Here is a 21,000-nt window from a genome sequence, read left to right as displayed (position 1 = left end):
CCACATCATGCCTTCGAAATACAGCCGGTTGTCCTGTGCTGGACGACAGCCACGACCACGCTCAGATGGCAGTAATGTGCCGATGATCCCCCACTCGTCCTCCGTCAGCCCAATACGCTCGCCCAACGCCACCTCCAAAAGCCAGCCTTGAATCAACGCCCGATCCTGCTGTCAGCCTTTGTCCACGAAACCTAATTTTCGCCTTCTGCGAATTCCCTACCACCGCGATGACGAGCGTATAACTCAAGAGCGCGAACGCATCGAACTTCCGGGTGTCGAAATACAGCCGATTAGCACGATGGAGAAAGCGCAGTTTTTTGCCGCAGCGGAGGAACTCTGGTTCAGCTTCCGCATCCTGATGGCATTCCGGTATCGACAGTTCGTACACACACTGGCCGAATTCAAGCGCAGCGAGAGACTGCGCGAAAACACTTGGCATAGCATCCGCCTAGAACCCCGCTATCGCCGACGCTCGTATGAATCTCACGACCCCCCATTTTGGGGAAGAATCGAGGGATACCTTGCCAAAGGCGCCGCGCGGCTTGCTCAGATGACACCGCAACGTGAGTTGCTACATGCTGCGGCATTCGGTTACGCGAGTTCATACACCGCTGCCGTCTTGGAAAGTGGTCATACCGCCTGCGTTGAAGGTATCGAACGGCTCGTTGAGACGTTCGAGCAAGTAAATGGTTTAACTCGCGAGCGCATCGACCGAAAGCGATGGCGCACGCTTGGCAAAGCCGTACGCCATCAGGCCCGGACCGTCGACGCAACGCCAAAAGAGCATGACGCCATACAGCGCGCGCTTTCAGACGTTCCCAAATTGCATCTGCTCGAAAGAATCGAGCGAATGGTTAAAAGCCTTCCAATTAAATCGCGGCATGGGCCGGTCAAATTGCTTGACGGAGCCGGAGCCATGATCACTGCGCGCAATGAGATCGTTCATGGTCGGATGATTAAGGATTATGGCGACCTTCAAATTGAACGCCTCCGCGCACAAACACTATTTGAGGGGCTATGGCTCGGCTTTCTCGGTTGTGGCCATCTCCACCAGTCAGGAAATGCGTATTTCACTATCAGTAATCACGCGCGCCAGAAGTTGGATCAGGCGAGCGCATGAACCTATCTTAGTTATGTATCATCCGACCGATCAATCGCTTCAAGCCAGCGCGCCGCTTGAGCATATTGCACGCCCATTGTTCGAGCCAGCCATGAGGGAGACCTGTTGCCCAGCTTGGTCACAAGATATTTAGCGATCCGGTACTCGTCGGCATAGGTAAGCGCAGTATCGAGCCGATCTTCTGACGGCGCGCTCATACGATAAACCGCTTCAAAATTTCGACAGCCTCGCCCATTCTGCCCCCAGCCCATGCAGCCATTGCTCCCGCCATATCTTCGGGTTCAATAGGCATCTGGTGAAATGGGAGGGATGCGGTCAGTTGATCATCAGCAACCGCCCACCCATCGGGAAGCCTGCCGAGCAGGTCGAGGGACAGCACATCGTCGTCAGCACCGATGGAAATGAAAAACTGGCGCTGGTCAGGCAGGCCCGCCTCGCGCCACCACGACGATATGGAGGGGAAACCTATCCCCAACGCCACCCAAGACGACGGCGGCAATGGCGGGGCGGTATAGACCCAACTCCAAATCGATCCGGTTTCAGCATCGAATGTGAGCGGATGGACCTTCCGCGAGAAGACGCCCTTCCGAATGTCGGCGGTATCGTCCCAGAGCCTTTGAAACGTCGCCTCTATCCGCTCTCGCGCCGGGATGAATTGCTCCAAGCCCGCAAGGTCGGCCTGCGTCATGACGGCTATCGTCATATCTTGCTCCTCCAAAAATTCATGAAGTTCGACGGCGAGGTCTCGCCATGCAGAAGCAGCACCCGTCACCGCCAAACGGGCAAGCCAAGCCGCCAGGGCAGCCCAACGCACGACATTCCGGGCATCGACGCCGTAGGATGCCGCAGGATCGCTAAAATCGTCTGGTGGGGCTGCTGTATGGCTTAACAGCACCAACGCACTCTGCCTGCCCTGTGCTTGGCTGGACAGCCATCCTCCATAGGTGCGTAACTGGTTGCCGGTTCCGCCTTCGTCCGCCGACATATGCGCCCGAACAGGACTGGCGATCTTATTTTCGATCACCAGCAACGGCCGACCGTCCACCTCAAGGAGAATGTCGATATACCCCCTGATCCCTTGATGCAGGATGTGTCGCTGCGTTGACCACTTCCAATCCATATCTCCGGCATCGGCCATGTCAGGCAAGGCAAGACGGCCCGCCGCTATGAAGGACACGAAATCTGCCTGCACCGTCTGCGGAACCCGGTTGAGCAGATCGACCAATGCCTCGGATAAGAAATCTTCCAGAGGGCTGCGCCGAGCGCTCTCACGATACCGAAAAAGCTGACGATAGATTCCCACCGAAGGCCGCCGATTAGCTATCAGCGGTTGCGGTATTATCCCCCGCCGTTTCATCGGCCTCAGCGTCATCAGTGACAGCCGCCGGTTCAGATGAAGCTTCCGGCACCTGAATGGGTTCAGGATTGGATGTTGTCTCTGGCTGGGCTTCCGGCTCCGGCGCACTGTCGGCCGAAATCGCAGGTGCTGCCTCAACCGTTGCAGCGGCATCACTATCTTGCGTCACCCGCCCCTCCCGACCGGAGGAACCCGTCAAGTAAAGCGCCAGCAGACCCCAGAAAACGGAAGCGTACACGAAATGCACGAGCTTGCTGTCGCGGCGGCGCGCAGTCCCAGTGATGTCACCCTTGCTCGGCCAAAGAAACCCAAGCGAAGCGAACAGCCTACCGGGCAAACAATATAACCAAATCATAGATCCCCCGACAATAACGCGCAAACCATAACGACCAATAAATGGGTCGTAAATACCGTGTCCTGTCAGGGGTAACAGATTGATTGTTCCCGCGTGGCTAGGGTATCGGGGCAATCTGACAAAGATAATGCGTTGGCCATGCTAGGCCGCGCCGTCAGGGTTGTGCGCAAAACCCGTGGCCTATCTCAAGAGGCCTTGGCCGATGTCGCCGGAATTGATCGATCGCACATGGGAAAAATCGAGCGTGGCGAACGGAATGTCACGTTTCTGAACATCGTCAGGATATGCATAGCCCTCGACATATCCGTCGCCCAGCTGGTCAGCGATGCCGAATTGTAGAATTTAATCAAATATATGATTTATTTGATTTTTTCTTGAAATTCTGGTAAAATGAAAACGTGCAATCAAACCGTTTGCACGACCTCAGCGACATATCCCGCATCCATCACGCGAGCATTCTTACCGATGCTGGCACCTGTTGGTGTGCGTGTAGCGAAAGCGACATCATGAGCGATCAAATGTTTAACATACCTCCGTCATCCAATCTCGCAGCCGCAGAGTTGCACACTCCAATCCGGCAGGGCCGCCTTGATTATCTTTGCGGATTATACGCGATGATAAATGCCATCAGGCTGGCCGCTCCGGCTGCCACCCTACAGAAGCAGGCAATGTTCGAGAAAGGCATAGAATATCTTGATGATCGCGGTTGGCTAGGCTCCGTCCTCACGGAGGGTATGCCCGTCCGACTGTTCACCTCTCTTGCAAGACATCTGCTGCGACCGACAGGCGGCGGCATTCTGCGATTGACGACACCAACCGCCACATCGACAGACATGGACCCCCGCGAGTGGGCGATACTTTCAGCGATCGCCCATGGTCATCCCGTCATCATCGCCGTGGACGGCCCGCTGAACCACTACAGCGTTATACAGGGCTACACCCCACAGCGCTTTCATTTGTTCGATAGTTTCGGCTATCGCTGGTTGAACCGAAAAAATTGCGGATACGGCCGCCAAGCGATGAAACGCCACAAAATCACCTCCTGGGTGATTCCAGAGGCAAACTCGGAACCATTCCCACAGAAACCCATGCTTTCCTACGCCGCGTGATAGCTAGGTGATTGCTGCAAGCAAAAACCAGCCCTCATTTTCGGAGCTAAAAACATAGAGAAAATGGCTGATTTCTGACTGGAGCGGGTAGCGGGGATCGAACCCGCATCACAAGCTTGGAAGGCTAGTGCTCTACCATTGAGCTATACCCGCCCGTCAGGTGACGCGCCCTGCCATCATTCACCGGGGCTCGTCAACAGCCCATTGATGGTAAATGCGTGAGAACGCCTCTTAACCCGGCCTCGTCTTTGTTCTATCGCTCGGCCATGACCAACCCGTCCCTGCGCCAACTCGACATTTTCGCGCAGATGGTGGCCGCGGGCAGCCTGTCGCGCTGCGCCCAGACGCTGGGCGTTTCATCCGCCGTGATCGAGCGCGACATGGCGTCGCTGGAAATGCGGTTGGGCTATCGCCTGTTCGACGATATTCGCGGCGCGGCGCGGCTGACCCCGGCGGGCCGGCGCACGGCGCAGGCGATGACCCTGCTGGCGCAGGACGATCCCGAGGATTGGGCAGAGGAAGCCGCGCCCGCCCCCACCCCGCAACCTGACCCATCACCGGCCCCGCCGCCCGCGCTGCCGGAATTACTGCTGGATGCGGATGCGCAATTGCCGTCGCTGCCGGCCGCGCCGCCGCCCGCCAATCGCGCCATCATCCTGGCGACGCCGGCGCCGGTGTTCGGCCATTTCCAGGATGCACTGACCGCGTTCGAGGCGGCCAATGACGATATCGCCATCACCCTGGACCTGAGCGTCCAGTCGGCTGTCGAGGCGGCGCGGGCGATCGAATCGCTGCGCGCCGACATCGCCTATTTCTATGCACTGGAGGAGCCGGCCGGCTTGTCGTCGCGCTATGGCTGGTCGGAACAGGTCAATCTCTATGCCGGAGCCGACCATCCGCTGGCGCGCGCGGGCAGCGTGTCGCGCGGCGACCTGACCATCACCCCGCAACTGGCGGTCGATCCGCGCAACGGGCTGCGTCCGATCATCGACGCGGCGCTGGCGCGCGGCGGCGCCCGGCTGGGCCCGGTGATGCTGGAAACCGACAATATGTTCGACATCATCACCGCCCTGCGCGAAGGCGCTGGATGTTTCGCCGCCTTTGGCCCGATGGCGCGCGATCTGGGGCGGATGAGCGGCATTCGCCGGCTGGCGCTGGACGTGCCATTGCCCGCGATCGAGGTGCGCCAGACCGTCAACGAACGATCGCTGTCGCGCCCCGGCGTGCAGGCGCTGGCGGATTTTCTCTTCCTCTGACCAGCAAATGATGGCGGAATTGCGCGACTGATCCGTCTTGGCGGCGGGTAATATGCTGCGCGCCATGCAGTGCAAAAATGCAACAGTTGGTGGTGAATGCGGCAGAAACGGCCTTCATTTCGCCGATCGTATATTGATATGATGTATCATGACCGATACGCGGAGGCCGACCCACATATTCTGCAAGGATAAAAAGCCTGATGCTTCCTTCCCCGTCGCTGCGCGCCGGCTGTGCCCTCACGGCCCTTTGCCTGGCATGGCCCGCCGCCGCCCAGACCGCAGCCCCCGCCGACACCCAGGCCGATGGCAGCTATCATGACCCGCGCAGCGACATCGTCGTCACCGCCCTGATCCCCCGCAGCCAGGGCGACATTTTGTCCGGCACCTCGATCGTCACCGGCGAGGAACTGACCCGCAGCCTGCGCCCAACCATCGGCGAGACGCTGGCGCGCCAGCCCGGCGTGTCGGCCACCTCCTTTGGCCCCAACGCATCGCGCCCGATCCTGCGCGGCTTCCAGGGCGAGCGCGTGCGCATCCTGACCGACGGCATCGGCAGCTTCGACGTGTCCAACACCTCGGTCGACCATGCGGTCGCGATCAACCCGCTGACCGCCGACCGGATCGAGGTGCTGCGCGGCCCGTCCGCCCTGCTCTATGGATCGTCGGCGATCGGCGGCGTGGTCAATGTGATCGACAGCCGCATCCCGCGCCGCGTGCCGGACGAGGCGATCCATATCGACGCGATCGGCACCTATGGCAGCGCCGCCAACGAACGCAGCGGTTCGGGCGAGATCGAGGTGCCGCTGACCGAGAATTTCGTCGTCCATGTCGATGGCAGCTACAGCAAGACCGACAATCTGCGCACCGGCGGCTATATCCTGTCCAAGGCGATGCGCGAGATCGCCGCCGCCTCCGACGAGGAGGAAATCCAGGACAATGCGCGGCTGAAGGGCAAGCTGGCCAATACCGCGGCGGAAGTATGGGAAGTGGCCGGCGGCTTCGCCTATATCGGCGATGGCGGCAATCTGGGCATGTCGATCTCGCACAGCGAGAACACCTATGGCGTGCCGTCGCGCCTGGAAGTGGCCGAGGAGCATGACCATGATCACGATCATGACCATGATCATGATCATGAGGAAGAGGGGCACAGCCACGAGAATGTGACGCTGGCGATGAAGCAGACCCGCGCCGACCTGCGCGGCGAGGTCGCGGTCAATGGCGGCTTCCTCGACAGCATCCGCCTGCGCGCGGGCTGGGCCGATTACCAGCATCAGGAAATCGAACCGTCGGGCGAGGTCGGCACCACCTTCAAGAACCAGTCGATGGAAAGCCGGCTGGAATTCGTCCAGGCCGACCGCAATGGCTGGCAGGGCGCATCGGGCGCGCAGTTCTTCACCCGCCGTTTCCAGGCCGATGGCGAAGAGAAGTTCCTGCCCAAGAACCAGACCGACCAGTTCGGCCTGTTCACGCTGCAGTCGCTGGACCTGGGCGACACGCGGCTGGAAGCCGGCGCGCGCTATGAACATACCAAGCTGCAGGCGGACCCGGATGCCGACCTGTTTGCCGAGGCCAGCCAGCGCAGCTTCAACGCCCTGTCCGGATCGCTGGGCATCAGCCAGGCGATCATGCCGGGCTGGCGCGTGGGCCTGAACCTGTCGCGCAGCGAGCGTGCGCCGTCAGCCGAGGAGCTGTTCGCGCGTGGCAATCATGCCGGCACCCAGGCGTTCGAGCTGGGCAATCCCGATTTCGGCAAGGAAAAGAGCTGGGGCGTGGAAGGCACGCTGCGCGGATCGGGCAATGGCTACAGCTTCAGCCTGGCCGCCTATCACAACTGGTTCAGCGGCTTCATCTATGAAAGCGTGGTCGACGACAGCGTCTGCCAGGCGGCCAATGGCGGGGCCGAGATGGAATTCCCCTGCTATGCCTATGCCCAGGCCGATGCCCGCTATTATGGTTTTGAGGCCGAAGCGTCGGTGAAGCTGGCGCAGGTCGGCAGCTATGCGATCAATATCGACGGCGTCGCCGACTATGTCCGCGCCACGATCAAGGGCAATGGCCCGGCGCCGCGCATTCCCCCGCTCCGCCTGCTGGGCGGGATCGAGGCGCAGGGCGCACGGCTGAGCGCCCGCGCCGAGCTGGAACATGTGTTCGAGCAGGATCGGGTGACCGATTTCGAAACGCCGACCGATGGCTTCACCATGGTCAACGCATCGATCTCGTTCAAGCCGCTGGCCGGCAATGACCGCACCACGCTGATGCTGTCGGCCAACAATATCTTCGACGTGGAAGCCCGGCGCCATGCCAGCTTCCTGAAGGATTTCGCCCCGCTCGCCGGGCGCGACATTCGCCTGACGGCGCGCATCTCGATCTGATCCGCCTCCCAGCCTCGCCCAGCGGGGCGCCGGTCGCTCCCTTCGCCTGCCCCTCTGGGCGAAGGGAGCGATTGCAAAAAATGACATTTTCGTTACATAGCGCCGATGGAACGCGCTGCGGCAGAGCATGAGGATTCGGGCAGGTCGCCCGTAAGCCGCCGATAATGCGCCAGATTGCCGCTCTCCCCTATACCAGCGACCCGATCGACGGGTCGATGCAGATCCTGCTGATCACGTCGCGTGACACTGGGCGCTGGGTGATTCCCAAGGGCAATCGCATCAAGGGGCTGGCCGGCCATCGCGCGGCGGAAGTCGAGGCGTTCGAGGAAGCGGGCATCCATGGCATCGCCTGTCCCGCGCCGATCGGCCGATACAGCTATGACAAGCGCAAGCGCAGCGGCAAGTCGCGCGAGGCGAATGTCGAGGTTTTTCCGCTTGCCGTGACCGGCCATCTGACGCAATGGCCCGAAAAAGGGCAGCGCGAGCTGCGCTGGTTTTCCGTTGCCGAAGCCGCAAAGGCCGTCGACGAACCCGAACTGCAATCGATCATCGCGGCTTTCCGCGAACCGCCCGCCGATCCGGGCTGGTTCCTCCGGTTGCTGCTGTCGATCCGCGAGAAGCAAAGTGAAAGGACTGGAATGCTGCGCTGGTTTCACGCGCTGATGCCCAAGCAGGGGCGTTTCTTCGAGCAATTCGAAGACCATGCCGCGACCCTGGTCGCCGGCGCCGACGCCCTGGCCAAGCTGCTGAAGGGCGGCCCGGACATGGACGCGCATATCAAGGAGATTTCGGACCGCGAGCATGAGGCGGACGACATCATCCGCGAAGTGCTGCAGGACGTCCGCCGCATTTTCGTCACCCCGTTCGACCGCAGTGCCATCACCGGCCTGATCGGCGTGATGGACGACGCGATCGACCAGATGAACCAGACCGCCAAGGCGATCGCGCTCTATGAGGTCAAGGATTTCGCGCCGCAGATGCAGGACATGAGCGCGCTGATCGTCGAATGCGCGCGGATCACGGCGGAAGCGATGCCGCTGCTGCGCTCGCTCAACATCAATTCGGCGCGTCTGCACGAGCTGACCGAACGGCTGGTCAAGCTGGAAGGCCATGCCGACATATTGCATGAGGCGGGCCTCAAGGCCCTGTACAGCCAAGCCCGCGCCGGCAACCCGATGGACTTCATCGTCGGCAACGAAATCTACAGCCATCTGGAAAAGGTGACGGACCGGTTCGAGGACGTCGCCAACGAGATTTCCGGCCTGGTCATCGACCACGCCTGACAGGCCTGACCGGATATGGAAGCCCATCTCGCCTTCCCGCTGCTGATCGCACTGATCGGCGTTGCGCTGCTGTTCGACTTCCTGAACGGCCTGCATGACGCCGCCAACTCGATCGCGACCATCGTGTCGACGCGGGTGCTGAAACCCCAATATGCGGTCGCCTGGGCCGCATTCTTCAACTTCATCGCCTTCCTCTTCTTTGGCCTGCATGTCGCCGAGACGGTGGGCAAGGGCATCGTCAGCGCCGACATCATCGACGCCTCGGTGATCTTCGGCGCGCTGATGGGGGCGATCGCCTGGAACCTCATCACCTGGGGCCTGGGCATCCCTTCCTCGTCCAGCCATGCGCTGGTCGGCGGCCTGCTGGGCGCGGGCACGGCCAAGTCCGGCCTGTCGGCGATCGTGTGGAGCGGCGTGTTCAAGACCAGCGCGGCGATCGTGATCTCGCCCGCCGTCGGCCTGTTCCTGGCGCTGATGCTGGTGCTGGCGATCAGCTGGATCTTCCGCAAGTTCACGCCGCAGGGCGCGGACCGGGTGTTCCGCAAGCTGCAGCTGGTTTCCGCATCGCTCTATTCGCTGGGCCATGGCGGCAATGACGCGCAGAAGACGATGGGTATCATCGCGGTGCTGCTCTATTCGCAGGGGCTGCTGACCGGCGGCTTCCATGTGCCGATGTGGGTGGTGCTGAGCTGTCAGGCGGCGATGGGCCTGGGCACCTTGCTGGGCGGCTGGAAGATCGTCCACACCATGGGATCGAAGATCACCCGCCTGACCCCGGCGCAGGGCTTCTGCGCGGAAACGGGCGGCGCGATCACCCTGTTCATGGCCACCCATCTGGGCGTGCCGGTATCGACCACCCACACCATCACCGGCGCCATCGTCGGCGTGGGCGCATCGCGCCGGCTGTCGGCGGTGCGCTGGAACGTCGCGTCGAGCATCATCGTCGCCTGGGTCGTGACCCTGCCGGCGGCGGCGGCGATCGGCGCGCTGTTCTACGGGCTGACGCGATTGTTCTGATCGGAACAGGCCGAGACAAGAAAAAGGGCGCGGGAGTGATCCCGCGCCCTTTCTCGTTCAGGCACTCCGCCGGTCAGGCAACGCGGCCGAGGCGGTGGTAGAGATTGGCATATTTGATCGATTCCGGCTGGTCCTGAACCTCGCGCAGATAATGGGCGATGGCGGTGCGGATCAGGCCGAAATCCTCCTGGCTGAAGACCGCGCGCGAACGGGCGGGCTGGGGCGCTTCCATCGTATCGGTCGTCATCTTCCTGTCCTTCCTGCCTTGTGGCTGTGCTGGTTGATGACAGCGATATTGACAGGTCGAGGGCAAAGCGGAAGGGCGATGAGTGGCCGTCAGTCACGCCGCGACTTGTTCATATTGTCAAATCGTGACAATATGACCTTATGGCAGATGTGACCGACCGGAAGCTCTATCTCGGCCCCAAGCTGCGCGTGCTGCGCCGCGAACTGGGACTGAACCAGACGCGCATGGCCGAGGAACTGGGCGTGTCGCCCAGCTATCTCAACCATCTGGAGCGCAACCAGCGACCGCTGACGGCGCAGATGTTGCTGCGGCTGGCCAATACCTATGACATCGACATTCGCGACTTCACCGCCAGCAGCCAGGATGGCGCGGCGAGCGACCTAGCCGAGATAATGTCCGATGCGCTGGTGCGCGACATCGGCATCGCGCGCGACGAAGTGCTGGAGGTGACGGAAAATTATCCCGGCGTCAGCGAGGCGATCGGCCGCTTCTACCGCGCGCTGGCCGACCTGCGCCGCCTGCCCGAGCAGATGCAGGCGAGCGGGCGCGGCGCCGCGCCTGCCCCGTTGGTCGCGCCGGTCGACTGGTGGCGCGAGACGGTAGCCAAGGCCGGCAATCATTTCGCCGAAATCGATGCGGCGGCCGAAGGGATCGCCGCGCAGCTGGAGGAAGATCCGGCGCTGTTGCAGGCCGGGCTGCGCGCGCGGCTGAAGGAACGGCACGGCATGGCGGTGCAGATGGTGCGCGCCGATGTGCTGGCTGGGACGGTGCGTCATTATGACATGCACCGGCGGCGGCTGATGCTGAGCGAGCGGCTGCCGGCTTCGGGGCGGCTGTTCGCCATGGCCTATCAGCTCTGCGCACAGGAGATGGCCGACCTGATCGCGGCACAGGTGACGCGCACTGCGCCGCCGGACGAGGACAGCCGTCGGCTCGCCATCATTGCGCTGACCAACTATGCCGCCGCGGCGCTCATCATGCCCTATGACCGGTTCCGCCAGGCAGCGGAGGCAAGCCGGCATGATCTTCCCCTGCTGCGCGCGCGCTTCGGCGTGTCGACCGAGCAGCTGGCGCACCGGCTGACCAGCCTCAACCGCACCGGCGCGCGCGGCATCCCCTTCTTCATGGTGCGGATCGACCGGGCCGGGATCGTATCCAAGCGCTTCGATGGCGAGGCCTATCCCTTTGCCCGCTACGGCGGCACCTGTCCGCGCTGGGACGCGCATGCGGCCGACGCGCCCGACATCGTGCTGCCGCAGCTGATCGAGACACTGGACGAGCGGCGCTTCCTCACGCTGGCGATCGCCCTGCCCCGCGGCGATGGCGCGCGCGGGCGGCAGGTGATTGCGCTCGGCTGCGAGGCGAAACATGCCGGGCGGATCATCCATGCCGATGGCATCGATACCGAGCGCGACGACGCGGTGACGGTGGGGCCGACCTGTCATCTGTGCGAGCGGCGCGACTGCCCGGACCGGGCGCTGCCGCCGGTCACCCGCGCGCTGGACCTGCACAGCTATGAGCGGACCGCCAGCCCCTTCCCGTTCCGGCGGGTATGATAGGCGCTCCGCCCCGCCCCCGTCACTGAGAGGGGCCCCGGCCGTCGCCGGGATGAAGGGGGCGAAAACGGAGCGCCTGCCGCCAACCCTCAGGCTGCTACGGGTCTGGGTTGGGGCGATCGGGCGGAGCGGTTCTTCACGCGGCGCATCGGCAGGTTGCGGCAATGGCGCTTGAAATAGACGATCTCCAGCAGGGTCGGCCAGATTTCGAGCGAGGAGCGGATCAGCCCGACCTCGTCATCGACCATGCGGCTGACATTCTGCTGGAAGAAATCCGGCTCGAAATCATAGAAGGTGCGTGACAGGCCGGCGGCAAAATGGCCCAGCGCATCGCGCCGCTCGGTCGTGCGCGCGTCGGCCATGCTCTTGAGCACCCGGTCATGCAAGGCGCGGGCGCTGTCCAATATCTCTTCGCTGTCCTGAAGGCTGACCGCGCCGTCATAGTCGAAGGCGATCGACCATTCGTCGGTGCGCTTGAGGCTGGTGCGGATCTTGCGCTTGAGCAGGCCGCAGATCGCCTCGTTGAACACCTCCGACGCCAATGGATTGCGCATATAGCTGTTCTTGATGTGGGTCTGGGCGGAATCGACATGGGCCGAGACCATGTTCGACTGCTGGATCCAGAGGCGATAGATATAGTCCTCGAACCGCAAGCGCGTCGGGAAGAAGGGCGGCAGGCCGGTGCGATTGTCATAGCCCGCGACGCCGCAGTCCATTCGCCAGTTGAGATTGGTGAGGCAGGGGCGAAAATTGACCAGCACATAGGTGTCGTTGAGCCGTTCGGCATCGACCTCGTCCGGATCGTCGAGGAACATGTCAACGAAATCCACCGCGTCGATGTCGTTGGTTCCGGTGCGGAAGGTCTGCGCCATCTTCACCACCGCCGATCGGGGCAAGCGCCCTTCCTGCAGGGTCAGGCTGTTTTCCCGCGCGAAGCCGAGCGAATTGTTGGATTCCAGGTCCATGGCGCTGTCGATCACCAGTTCGCCCTGGTCGTAATTGGCCGGTGCGTCGGCCACCGTCTTGCCCAATATGTCGCGGAAGGACTGGAGGATATCATAGGATTTGCGGCAATGGCCATTGGCGCCGCGCGGGATGGTCTTGCCCCGGCTGATTTCCCGTTCGCCCAGCGTTTCCGGGCTGTCCTCGATCAGGGCATAGGGGCGCATGTCATCGTCGGCGCTGACCATCAGGTCGCCCAGCGTATACATCAGGGTGAAGTTGCGATTGCCGCCATAGCTGGGGCGGAAGAGATTGCGGACCAGCACGTCGAGCTTGCGGTCGCGCAGCCGCTTGCAGATGTAGGAGACGAACTGCTCCTTTTCGGCGGGGCCGACATACCAGAGGTCGTTGACCGTCTTGGTCGCCTCCAGCGCGCCGAAATATTTGTCATGATTGGCGACCGAGGAATCATCGAAGACGATGATCGGCGCGGTCTGGCCGCTGCGGGCGAAATTCTCGTCATAGGCCTCGACGGTCGCGCCGACGTCGCGCAGGCGATAGGTCGGGATCACGAAATGCAGGTCGCGTTCGCTCACAAATTTGTCCTTTGGGGATATGGGAATGGGGGTCAGTCGCGCCGGGCGCGGGCGGCCAGAAAGGCCGCGAGCGGGGCGCGATCTTCGGCCAGGATCAGGGGATCGCGATGGCCGTCGCGCTGCGCCTGGCGCCGGTCGAGGTCGCGGCGCCAGCCATCGCGCAGGCGCACGCCCTGGCAGAGCAGCAATATGCCGAGGCTGGCGAAGCTGAAGCTGGCGAGGGCCAGCGCCATTTCGAGCGGCGCCGATGCCGGGCCGTCCAGGGTCAGGGCGCGATGCAGCAGCGAACTGCCGGTCGCCGCGCCGACGAGCAGCAGGCCAAGGCCACGCCAGGCGAGATCGCGCCGGGTCATGATGCCCGGCTCCGTTGCAATGCCGGAGGAGCGAAGGTGGCGCGCGGCCGGATCGACAGGCGTCCGGTGAGCCGTGGCCGATCGCTGCGCCGCCCGGCATCGGCCGGGGCGGCAGGAGGAGGTCGGTGGGTCATGGGACAAGGGACTTAATGGCCCCCGTCGGTCAAATTCCAGCCGACCTCAGCGCATCTTCCATAGTATTTGCATAGGGATGATCAGCGGCCGCCCAGCAGACCGCTCTTCACCGTCAGTTGCAGCATCACCGCGCGCGGGGCGCCGAGCGAACCCAATATGTCGCCTTCGCGCACGGCGTTGGTGCCGGTGCCGGCCGCGCTCGCGCCCACCACCGATCCGCCGACGATGATCAGCTTGTTGGTGAGATTGCGGCCGATCAACGACAATTCCCAGGGCTTGCCCGCGCCGCCATTGATCGAGAGGGCGGCGTTGAGCTGGACATAATCATCCTGCAGCGTCCTGGGGTTGCCCTCCGTCTGGGTGACATAGGCGCTGCTGTAATTGAAATCGACCGACAGCGATCCACCGAGCCGGTCGGCGAAACTATGGTCATAGGTGAAGCCGCCGGTGATCGCGATTTCGGGCGCGCGGAACAGGCGTTGGCCGGTCTGGTCCTGATTCTGATAGGGATTGGCCGCCGTGCCCCAGGTCGATTGCGGCAGATTGGGGTTGAGCGGATTGAGATTGCAGCCCTGGGCGATCGACTGGCCCGCATAGCAGCCGCCGATGAAGTCGGTGTAGCGGGCGTTGTTGTAGGCGATCGCCGTGTTGAACGTCAGGCCCGCCAGCGTGCGCGGCCGGATGGTGAGACTGAGTTCCGCGCCCTTGATCTCCGCCCCGCCCGCATTCTGGGTCAGCTGGGTGAAGGAGGCATTGTCGTATCGCGACAGCTGAAGCCCGCTATATTTATAATAATAGCCGACCAGATCGTAGAGGATCTGCCGATCGGCGACATAGCCCTTGGTGCCGATCTCGCCGCCCTTGGCCGTCATCTGGTCATAGGACAGGTCGATCGCGGCGCGGCTCTGGTCCGCATCGGTGCGCAGCCGCGTCGGCACGGTGTTGAAGCCACCCGAGGTGAAGCCCTCGCGATAGGCGGCGTAGACGGTGCGATCGCTGTCCGGGCGCCAGGTGAGCGTCACGTCGGGCGAGAAATCGGTATAATTCTGCTTGGGGCCGAGAATCTGGATCGGGCTACCGAGCGAGGTGCCTGTCAGCGACTTGTCTTCCCAGCTATAGCGGCCGCCAACGGCCAGTTCGAGCGGATCGGCGATCTTGTAGCGCAACTGGCCGAAGACCGAGGTCGCCTTGGTATGGACGTCATAATAGGTCGATCCGACCACGAAGGACGTGCCGAAATTGGTGGTGAAGGCCTGACGCGTGAGGAAATGGGCGTCCTGGAAGAAGCCACCTACGAGGAAGTTCAATGGCCCGTCATAGTCGGACGCCAGGCGCAGTTCCTGGCTGAAACCCTTGGCGGTGATGTCGTTCGATGCGCCGAAATAGGGATTGTTGGAGAAGGTGAAGCTGTCGACCGAGCGTTCGCGCAGGCGGTAATAGCCGGTGACCGATGACAGGGTATAGGCGTCGCCCAGATCCTGGTCGATGCTGAGCGAGGCGAGGAACTGCTTCGACTTCATGAAAGGCACGCCATCGCCATAGCTGGGATCGCTGGCGGCGGTCGCCGGCGCGAGGATGGCGTCGTAGAAATTGCGGTTGAGCGTGCAGTCGGTCGAGCCATAGCGGCTGACGCCGGCGGGGCAGTAGATGATCTGGCTGAGGCCGGTGGGGCCGACGCCGTCCCGTTCGCGCTGGCCATAATTGACCTTCGCCTTGATCCGGGTCGATCCGCCCGCATCATAGGCGAGCGTGCCGCGGACGAAGACATCTTCGGAATTGAGGCTGTCGGCGCCGCGCCCCGGCGTGATGCCGGCGATCGGCACGGCCACGTTGCGGAACCAGCCATCCTCCTTGGAATAATAGCCGACGACGCGGGCGGCGAGACCGTCGGTCAGCGGCACCGAGGCGCTGGCCTCGACAAAGCGCTGGTCGGCCATGAATTCATAGCCGGTGCGCAGCTTCGCCTCGAAATCCTTGCCCGGATCCTGGGAGATGAGCGAGACGATGCCGCCTGGGCTGTTCTTGCCATAGAAGAGCGCCTGCGGTCCCTTCAGCACCTCGACCCGGCCAAGGTCGATCTGGCCGAGGCGGATGGCATTGCCATAGCTGATCGGCACGCCGTCGAAATTCAGGGTCACGGCGGTTTCGGTCGAGGGGTTGGAGATGCCGGCGCCGATACCGCGCAGGTTGATCGAGCCGCCGACCTGATTCTGCGATTCGGCGATGACCAGTTGCGGCACCTGCTGGCTGATCGCCTGGAAGCTGGTGGTGGCATAGCGTTCGATCTGGTCGGTCGAGAGGGCCGAGACGGCAACCGGCACATCGATCAGCCGCTCGTCACGCTTGCGGGCGGTGACGATGATCTCCCCTGCCCCGGCGTCAGCCTGGGGCACGGGTGCGGCGCTATCCTGCGCCTGTGCGGTTGCGAGCATCAGGGCCGGGCCGGCAGCGACAGTCGCCAGCAGACGGCCGATCAGGGCCTGCTTCATATCATCCTCCCATTGGCTCAGGCCTTGTCGACAATGCCGCAAGGCTCATTCCATTCGGGACGATTATGATCCGAGGCTAATGGCCAGGCAAATTCGCCCAATCGATCGAATTGGCGAATAATTATCAGGAAAATATGCAGATCAACATGTTGATCAATTGCACATAAGCGCCGAATTTACGGCAATTTTGATCCAAATATCATCGAACGCTTCCATCGATATTCACGATCCATGCACCGCATCACGGCGCATCGCTTTGACGATATATGGCGACATGTCGGCTGATCGAGATGAACGGCAGACACGAAAAAGGGGCCGCCGGGCAGGCGACCCCCTTCGATATTCCTGTCACGTCGCCCGTACGGCGAACGGGCGACGGCCGATCAGTCGGCCTTGGACTGGAGATTGACGGCCGCGTACTTGCCGCGACGATCGACTTCCAGTTCGAAGTCCAGACGGTCCCCCTCGTTCAGGGCGCCCATGCCGGCGCGTTCGACAGCGCTGATGTGGACGAAAGCGTCCGGCTGGCCGTCATCACGCTGGATGAAGCCGAAGCCCTTCATGGCGTTGAAGAACTTGACCGTGCCGCTGGCGCGTTCGCCGGTCAGCTGACGCTGCGGGCCACGCTCTGCACCACCGAAACCACCGGCGCGGGGTTCGCGCGGTTCACGCGGCGGCGCACGATCGGTCACGGGGAGCGGTTCGCCGTCGATGACCAGATCGGTCGCCGACACCTTGCCACCACGATCCACCAGGGTGAAGCCGAGCGGCTGACCTTCGGCCAGACCGGTCAGGCCGGCCTGCTCGACCGCGCTGATGTGAACGAACACGTCTTCGCCGCCATCGTCACGAACGATGAAGCCGAAACCCTTCTGGCCGTTGAAGAACTTGACGACACCCTTGCCTTCGCCAACAACCTGGGCCGGCATGCCGCGACCACCGCCGCCGCCGCCACCAAAGCCGCCACCGCCGCCGCCGAAGCCACCGCGGCCACCGCCGCCGAAACCACCGCCGCCGCCGCCGAAGCCACCGCGATCACCACCGCCGAAGCCACCACGACCACGATCACCACCGCCGAAGCCGCCACCAAAGCCGCCGCGGTCACCAAAGCCACCGCCGCCGAAGCCGCCGCCGCTGCCCTGGTCGTAGAAATTGTCGTCGCCGAAACCGTCGCGCTTGTCCTTGCCGCGCCCGCCGCGGCGCCCTCTGTCAAAACTCATGCCCTGTTAGTCACTTTCGCTTCGCCCCAAGACACATTGGACAAACATGTCGGGCGAATGACATGCACAATCCACCGCAAAGTCGCGGTTTGGGAATCACTATATCAAGTTTTCCGGGCAGCGCGAATGATTTCGCATATCGGGCAAAAAGAGCGCCCGCAGCGCCGATTTACAGGCCCTATCTGCCAAAGCCTTGATTGCGATATGGCCCGTTTCCCCATAGAGGGAAAAGTCATGACCGTCCATTTCCATGAAGAAGATCTGCCCGAGGGCGTCCTTGCCCCCGGCCCGATCGCCGTCGATACCGAAACCATGGGGCTCATCACCCCGCGCGATCGCCTGTGCGTCGTCCAGATCAGCGACGGCAAGGGCGATGAGCATCTGGTCCGCTTCAACCCCGGCAGCGATTATGCCGCGCCGAACCTGAAGGCGGTGCTGGCCGATCCGGAACGGATCAAGATCTATCATTTCGGCCGATTCGATATCGCCGCGATCCAGCATTATCTGGGCGTGGTGGCAGCCCCCGTCTATTGCACCAAGATCGCGTCGAAGCTGGTGCGCACCTATACCGACCGCCACGGCCTGAAGGAACTGGTCCGCGAACTGCTGGGCCAGGACATCAGCAAGCAGCAGCAGTCGAGCGACTGGGGCGGCCCGAACCTGTCCGACGCGCAGAAGGATTATGCCGCGTCCGACGTGCGCTTCCTGCACCAGCTGAAGACCGAACTGGACAAGCGCCTGACCCGCGAAGGGCGGATGGAACTGGCCCAGGCCTGTTTCGACTTCCTGCCCCATCGCGCGGCGCTGGACCTGGCGGGCTGGCCCGAGAACGACATCTTCTCGCACATGTAAGCGACAGGCAGACATGTCCATCCAGGCCGAGCAACAGCGCAACGTCCGCCGCCATTGGGCCCGGCCGGGTGGCAGCCATGACAAGCTGGTGCGCCTGCTCAAAAATTATCTGCCGGTGGCGGTCGGCGTGCTGACCGCCCTGCTGGCCATGGCGCCCTTCACCGGCGGCGACAAGGTCAGCTTCGTGCTCGACAAGAACAAGGTCGAGGTGGCGAAGGAGCGGATGCGCGTGTCCGAGGCGCTGTATCGCGGGCAGGACAGCAAGGGCCAGCCCTTCTCGCTGCGGGCCGGTTCGGCCGTGCAGAAAAGCTCACGCGAGCCGATCGTCGACCTGAACGACATGGCCGCACGCATCCTGCTGCCCGAAGGGCCGGCGGTGCTGAACGCGCAGAAGGGCCGTTACGACATGGAGACCGAGCGAGTCGCGATCGTCGGCCCGGTCCAGTTCGAGGCGGCCGGCGGATATCGGCTGGTCACCCGCGACGTCGGCATCGATTTGCAGACGCGACGGATGAAGAGCGCGGGCCGGGTCGACGGGCGCATCCCGATCGGCACGTTCAGCGGCGACCATCTGGAAGCGGACATGAATGCACGCACGGTCACGCTCAACGGCCGGGCGACCTTGCGCATCGAACAAAATGGCCTCAAAGGGCAAAAGTGATGAAACGCACCCTCATCCTGCTGTCGACCGTTGCGCTGGGCGCGACCGGCCTCCTCTACGCCGGCGCCGATGCGCAGGTGTTCAAAAATCATGACAGCAATGCGCCGGTGAACTTCACCGCCGACCGGATCGAGGTGCAGGACCGCGCCGACCGGGTGGTGGTATCGGGCAATGTCGAGGTGACGCAGGCCGGCATGACGCTGAACGCCGCCCGCATGACCGTCGCCTACAAGCAGCAGCCCAACGGCGCGGCCAACACCGGCAATGGCGTGGAAATCCAGCGCATCGACGCATCGGGCAATGTCGTCATCACCAAGGCCGACCAGACCGCGCGCGGCAATGTCGCCATCTATGACCTCAATGCCAAGCTGATCACCATGGTCGGCAATGTCTCGCTGACCCAGGGCGTCAACCGCCTGACCGGCGGACGGCTGGTGATGGACCTCAACAGCGGCCGCACCACGGTCGACGGCCGATCGACCGGCGGCGCCGGCACATCGACCAGCCCCAGCGGCCGCGTGTCGGGCACCTTCACCGTGCCGCAGCGCAAGAACTGATCCGGGGTTCGGGAGGCCGGGCGACGCGTTTCAGGCAGTCTAACGGCTATCGATTTCCGTCATTGATGCTGGGCTTTGGCGGCTCACGACCGATAGTGTTGAAGAAGTCGGTGATTACCAGTTTCTGACGTTGGGACGAAGTCGGTTCCCGGTGTCACGCTGGGGCAATAGCCGACTGGATCGGGATGAGTTTCGCGAGCTTGCGTAGGTTCTGGGCTGTGGCTGCTAAGTGAAACTCATTTTTTGCGCTATTTGGTCCTCGTAGGCGCAAGCGATCGAGCTTCAGAATACGCTTGAGATAGGCAAACAGCATTCTCGACCTCCTTTCGCTCGCGCCGGGATGTGACATAGGCATTGGTCGGGGACAGCATTGGGGCTTGAGGGCGCAGGATTGGCAGTCATGCTGACTGGCGCGGTAGCGCATGAAACCATCCTTATCGACGCCGGGCCGTGGGCTGACATAGTCCCTGAGATGCTGGACGAGGTGCTTGCCGCCGGGACAGACATAGAGATCGTTCCGGTGGTCATAGCGGAACGCGGTGTGCTGGAAGCTGCCGGTCCTGCGGCTTGCATGGTCGAAGACGGGGATATGCGGCTCAATGCCGCGCTCATGGACGAGCCAGGCAAGATTAGCCGCATCGCCATAGCCGGTATCGGCAGCTAACCGCTGGGGCCAGATGCCGGAGCGCTCCAGTGTCCTGTCGATCATCGTTCACTGCGCTGCCACCTCAGCCTGACGGATGGCGGTGCTGACCTCCACATCGACGATCACGGCATTAGCCAGATCGATGAGGTAGTTGGTGCTGTAGGCGAAGAAAGCCTGCCCACCATGGGCGCCCGTCCAGCGTGCCGCTGGATCAGCCGACGACTGATATTTGGCCGTGACGGGCGACGCCGCTCCGAAGGCCACCTCGTCGAGCACCTCCAGATACTCCCGAACAGCATGATTGACGATATCCGGCGCGAGCCCCTCTGCGCCGGGAACGCCGCGCTGGCGATTGGCGTCGGCCTTGATCAGACTGGCGTCCACGGCAAAGCCTTCGCCACCGACCAGTCCTTCCTGGATGCAACGCGAGACGGTCATCTCGAACAGCTGCCGTAACAGATCACTGTCCCGGAAGCGGCCGTGCCGGTTCTTCGAGAATGTTGAGCGATCGGGCACGGATCCGTCGAGACCGAGGCGGCAGAACCAGCGATAGGCCAGATTGAGATGCACTTCCTCGCACAGCCGCCGCTCAGACCGGATTCCCAAACAGTAGCATCCGGATCATCAGTTCAGGATCGATCGAGGGCCGGCCTGTCTCGCTATAGAATAGCCGCAGCTTCTCCCGGATCCCGTCCAGATCAACGAAGCGATCCACAGCCCGCAACAGATGGCTCTGGGGAACATGATCTTCCAGGCTGAACCTGTAAAACAGCACCTCCTGCATCACCGTCCGATCACCCATCATCAGCCCGTCGCCTAACGACAACGCCAGTGAATCAGAACCGCGCCATCACTGCAAAGACCGGGTCTTCAACAC

The 21,000-nt window shown here is 62.7% G+C and carries 18 protein-coding genes, 1 tRNA gene and 1 pseudogene; 11 read left to right on the top strand and 9 right to left on the bottom strand.

Annotated features, from left to right (window positions below; translation table 11 throughout):
* The first annotated feature begins 298 nt into the window (after window positions 1–298).
* Window positions 299–1,120, top strand: a complete 822-nt coding sequence (locus AC13EK_RS06845) for a hypothetical protein (protein WP_483022097.1) — start codon at window positions 299–301, stop codon at window positions 1,118–1,120.
* Window positions 1,121–1,313: 193 nt separating this feature from the next.
* Here the strand turns inward: AC13EK_RS06845 and AC13EK_RS06840 are convergent, their stop codons facing one another.
* Window positions 1,314–2,345 carry a PDDEXK-like family protein gene (locus AC13EK_RS06840; RefSeq protein WP_483022096.1) on the bottom strand — a complete coding sequence of 344 codons (1,032 nt, stop codon included), beginning with the start codon at window positions 2,343–2,345 and terminating at the stop codon, window positions 1,314–1,316.
* Between the two features lie 91 nt (window positions 2,346–2,436).
* Window positions 2,437–2,832 (bottom strand): hypothetical protein, encoded by a 396-nt coding sequence (locus tag AC13EK_RS06835; protein ID WP_483022095.1) that lies wholly within the window; start codon window positions 2,830–2,832, stop codon window positions 2,437–2,439.
* 93 nt (window positions 2,833–2,925) lie between these two features.
* Between AC13EK_RS06835 and AC13EK_RS06830 the strand changes: the two genes are divergently transcribed.
* On the top strand, window positions 2,926–3,171 hold the full coding sequence (locus tag AC13EK_RS06830; protein ID WP_483022094.1) for a helix-turn-helix domain-containing protein: 246 nt from the start codon (window positions 2,926–2,928) through the stop codon (window positions 3,169–3,171).
* Between the two features lie 167 nt (window positions 3,172–3,338).
* A complete protein-coding gene (locus AC13EK_RS06825; RefSeq protein WP_483022093.1) occupies window positions 3,339–3,941 on the top strand; it encodes a hypothetical protein in 603 nt (200 codons plus the stop codon).
* Window positions 3,942–4,020: 79 nt separating this feature from the next.
* Here the strand turns inward: AC13EK_RS06825 and AC13EK_RS06820 are convergent.
* Window positions 4,021–4,094: transfer RNA gene (locus AC13EK_RS06820), tRNA-Gly, on the bottom strand.
* A gap of 113 nt (window positions 4,095–4,207) precedes the next feature.
* On the opposite strand from AC13EK_RS06820, the gene AC13EK_RS06815 reads away from it, so the two are divergent.
* The 4 genes from AC13EK_RS06815 to AC13EK_RS06800 all read left to right on the top strand — a co-directional run bounded on the left by AC13EK_RS06815 (window position 4,208) and on the right by AC13EK_RS06800 (window position 9,869).
* Window positions 4,208–5,197 carry a LysR family transcriptional regulator gene (locus tag AC13EK_RS06815; protein WP_201450204.1) on the top strand — a complete coding sequence of 330 codons (990 nt, stop codon included), beginning with the start codon at window positions 4,208–4,210 and terminating at the stop codon, window positions 5,195–5,197.
* 200 nt (window positions 5,198–5,397) lie between these two features.
* On the top strand, window positions 5,398–7,569 hold the full coding sequence (locus tag AC13EK_RS06810) for a TonB-dependent receptor (RefSeq protein ID WP_069336085.1): 2,172 nt from the start codon (window positions 5,398–5,400) through the stop codon (window positions 7,567–7,569).
* A gap of 164 nt (window positions 7,570–7,733) precedes the next feature.
* Complete coding sequence (locus AC13EK_RS06805) at window positions 7,734–8,852, top strand: DUF47 family protein (RefSeq protein ID WP_010338330.1); 1,119 nt, start codon at window positions 7,734–7,736, stop codon at window positions 8,850–8,852.
* Between the two features lie 15 nt (window positions 8,853–8,867).
* Entirely contained in the window at window positions 8,868–9,869 is a 1,002-nt protein-coding gene (locus tag AC13EK_RS06800) for an inorganic phosphate transporter (RefSeq protein ID WP_004208257.1), read from the top strand.
* Window positions 9,870–9,942: 73 nt separating this feature from the next.
* Here AC13EK_RS06800 and AC13EK_RS06795 read toward each other — a convergent pair whose 3' ends face one another.
* Entirely contained in the window at window positions 9,943–10,116 is a 174-nt protein-coding gene (locus tag AC13EK_RS06795) for a hypothetical protein (RefSeq protein ID WP_170828641.1), read from the bottom strand.
* Window positions 10,117–10,256: 140 nt separating this feature from the next.
* Between AC13EK_RS06795 and AC13EK_RS06790 the strand changes: the two genes are divergently transcribed.
* Window positions 10,257–11,672: a helix-turn-helix domain-containing protein gene (locus tag AC13EK_RS06790; protein WP_069336086.1), complete on the top strand. Its 1,416-nt coding sequence runs from the start codon at window positions 10,257–10,259 to the stop codon at window positions 11,670–11,672.
* An 89-nt stretch (window positions 11,673–11,761) separates the two neighbouring features.
* Here AC13EK_RS06790 and AC13EK_RS06785 read toward each other — a convergent pair whose 3' ends face one another.
* The 4 genes from AC13EK_RS06785 to AC13EK_RS06770 all read right to left on the bottom strand — a co-directional run bounded on the left by AC13EK_RS06785 (window position 11,762) and on the right by AC13EK_RS06770 (window position 17,407).
* Window positions 11,762–13,210, bottom strand: a complete 1,449-nt coding sequence (locus AC13EK_RS06785; protein ID WP_010338328.1) for a hypothetical protein — start codon at window positions 13,208–13,210, stop codon at window positions 11,762–11,764.
* 32 nt (window positions 13,211–13,242) lie between these two features.
* Entirely contained in the window at window positions 13,243–13,563 is a 321-nt protein-coding gene (locus tag AC13EK_RS06780; RefSeq protein WP_069336087.1) for a hypothetical protein, read from the bottom strand.
* 215 nt (window positions 13,564–13,778) lie between these two features.
* A complete protein-coding gene (locus AC13EK_RS06775; protein ID WP_483022092.1) occupies window positions 13,779–16,187 on the bottom strand; it encodes a TonB-dependent receptor in 2,409 nt (802 codons plus the stop codon).
* A gap of 383 nt (window positions 16,188–16,570) precedes the next feature.
* Entirely contained in the window at window positions 16,571–17,407 is an 837-nt protein-coding gene (locus AC13EK_RS06770; protein WP_037490471.1) for a cold-shock protein, read from the bottom strand.
* A gap of 234 nt (window positions 17,408–17,641) precedes the next feature.
* Between AC13EK_RS06770 and AC13EK_RS06765 the strand changes: the two genes are divergently transcribed.
* From AC13EK_RS06765 to AC13EK_RS06755, 3 genes are read left to right on the top strand one after another with little or no spacing between them, the layout of a single operon-like run.
* The gene (locus AC13EK_RS06765; RefSeq protein ID WP_010338324.1) at window positions 17,642–18,259 is read left to right on the top strand and encodes a ribonuclease D; all 618 of its coding nucleotides are present in this window, start codon (window positions 17,642–17,644) and stop codon (window positions 18,257–18,259) included.
* 13 nt (window positions 18,260–18,272) lie between these two features.
* A complete protein-coding gene (locus AC13EK_RS06760) occupies window positions 18,273–18,920 on the top strand; it encodes a hypothetical protein (protein ID WP_004208264.1) in 648 nt (215 codons plus the stop codon).
* On the top strand, window positions 18,920–19,477 hold the full coding sequence (locus AC13EK_RS06755) for an LptA/OstA family protein (protein WP_004208265.1): 558 nt from the start codon (window positions 18,920–18,922) through the stop codon (window positions 19,475–19,477). The genes AC13EK_RS06760 and AC13EK_RS06755 overlap by 1 nt, the downstream gene beginning before the upstream one ends.
* Before the next feature lie 154 nt (window positions 19,478–19,631).
* Here AC13EK_RS06755 and AC13EK_RS06750 read toward each other — a convergent pair.
* A pseudogene (locus AC13EK_RS06750) lies at window positions 19,632–20,928 on the bottom strand (transposase).
* Window positions 20,929–21,000 lie beyond the last annotated feature (72 nt).

This window comes from Sphingobium sp. L-44 (assembly GCF_056859495.1).
The sequence above is the reverse complement of the archived record's forward strand: the minus strand, read 5'-3'. Positions and strand labels throughout refer to the sequence as shown.

Bases quoted from the DNA above. Each gene is read 5' to 3' on its own strand.
- AC13EK_RS06755 (WP_004208265.1), top strand. From the start codon at position 18,920: ATGAAACGCACCCTCATCCTGCTGTCGACCGTTGCGCTGGGCGCGACC.
- AC13EK_RS06770 (WP_037490471.1), bottom strand. From the start codon at position 17,407: ATGAGTTTTGACAGAGGGCGCCGCGGCGGGCGCGGCAAGGACAAGCGC.
- AC13EK_RS06805 (WP_010338330.1), top strand. From the start codon at position 7,734: ATGCGCCAGATTGCCGCTCTCCCCTATACCAGCGACCCGATCGACGGG.
- AC13EK_RS06790 (WP_069336086.1), top strand. From the start codon at position 10,257: ATGGCAGATGTGACCGACCGGAAGCTCTATCTCGGCCCCAAGCTGCGC.
- AC13EK_RS06835 (WP_483022095.1), bottom strand. From the start codon at position 2,832: ATGATTTGGTTATATTGTTTGCCCGGTAGGCTGTTCGCTTCGCTTGGG.
- AC13EK_RS06780 (WP_069336087.1), bottom strand. From the start codon at position 13,563: ATGACCCGGCGCGATCTCGCCTGGCGTGGCCTTGGCCTGCTGCTCGTC.
- AC13EK_RS06765 (WP_010338324.1), top strand. From the start codon at position 17,642: ATGACCGTCCATTTCCATGAAGAAGATCTGCCCGAGGGCGTCCTTGCC.
- AC13EK_RS06760 (WP_004208264.1), top strand. From the start codon at position 18,273: ATGTCCATCCAGGCCGAGCAACAGCGCAACGTCCGCCGCCATTGGGCC.
- AC13EK_RS06810 (WP_069336085.1), top strand. From the start codon at position 5,398: ATGCTTCCTTCCCCGTCGCTGCGCGCCGGCTGTGCCCTCACGGCCCTT.
- AC13EK_RS06825 (WP_483022093.1), top strand. From the start codon at position 3,339: ATGAGCGATCAAATGTTTAACATACCTCCGTCATCCAATCTCGCAGCC.
- AC13EK_RS06845 (WP_483022097.1), top strand. From the start codon at position 299: ATGGAGAAAGCGCAGTTTTTTGCCGCAGCGGAGGAACTCTGGTTCAGC.
- AC13EK_RS06775 (WP_483022092.1), bottom strand. From the start codon at position 16,187: ATGAAGCAGGCCCTGATCGGCCGTCTGCTGGCGACTGTCGCTGCCGGC.
- AC13EK_RS06815 (WP_201450204.1), top strand. From the start codon at position 4,208: ATGACCAACCCGTCCCTGCGCCAACTCGACATTTTCGCGCAGATGGTG.
- AC13EK_RS06800 (WP_004208257.1), top strand. From the start codon at position 8,868: ATGGAAGCCCATCTCGCCTTCCCGCTGCTGATCGCACTGATCGGCGTT.
- AC13EK_RS06795 (WP_170828641.1), bottom strand. From the start codon at position 10,116: ATGACGACCGATACGATGGAAGCGCCCCAGCCCGCCCGTTCGCGCGCG.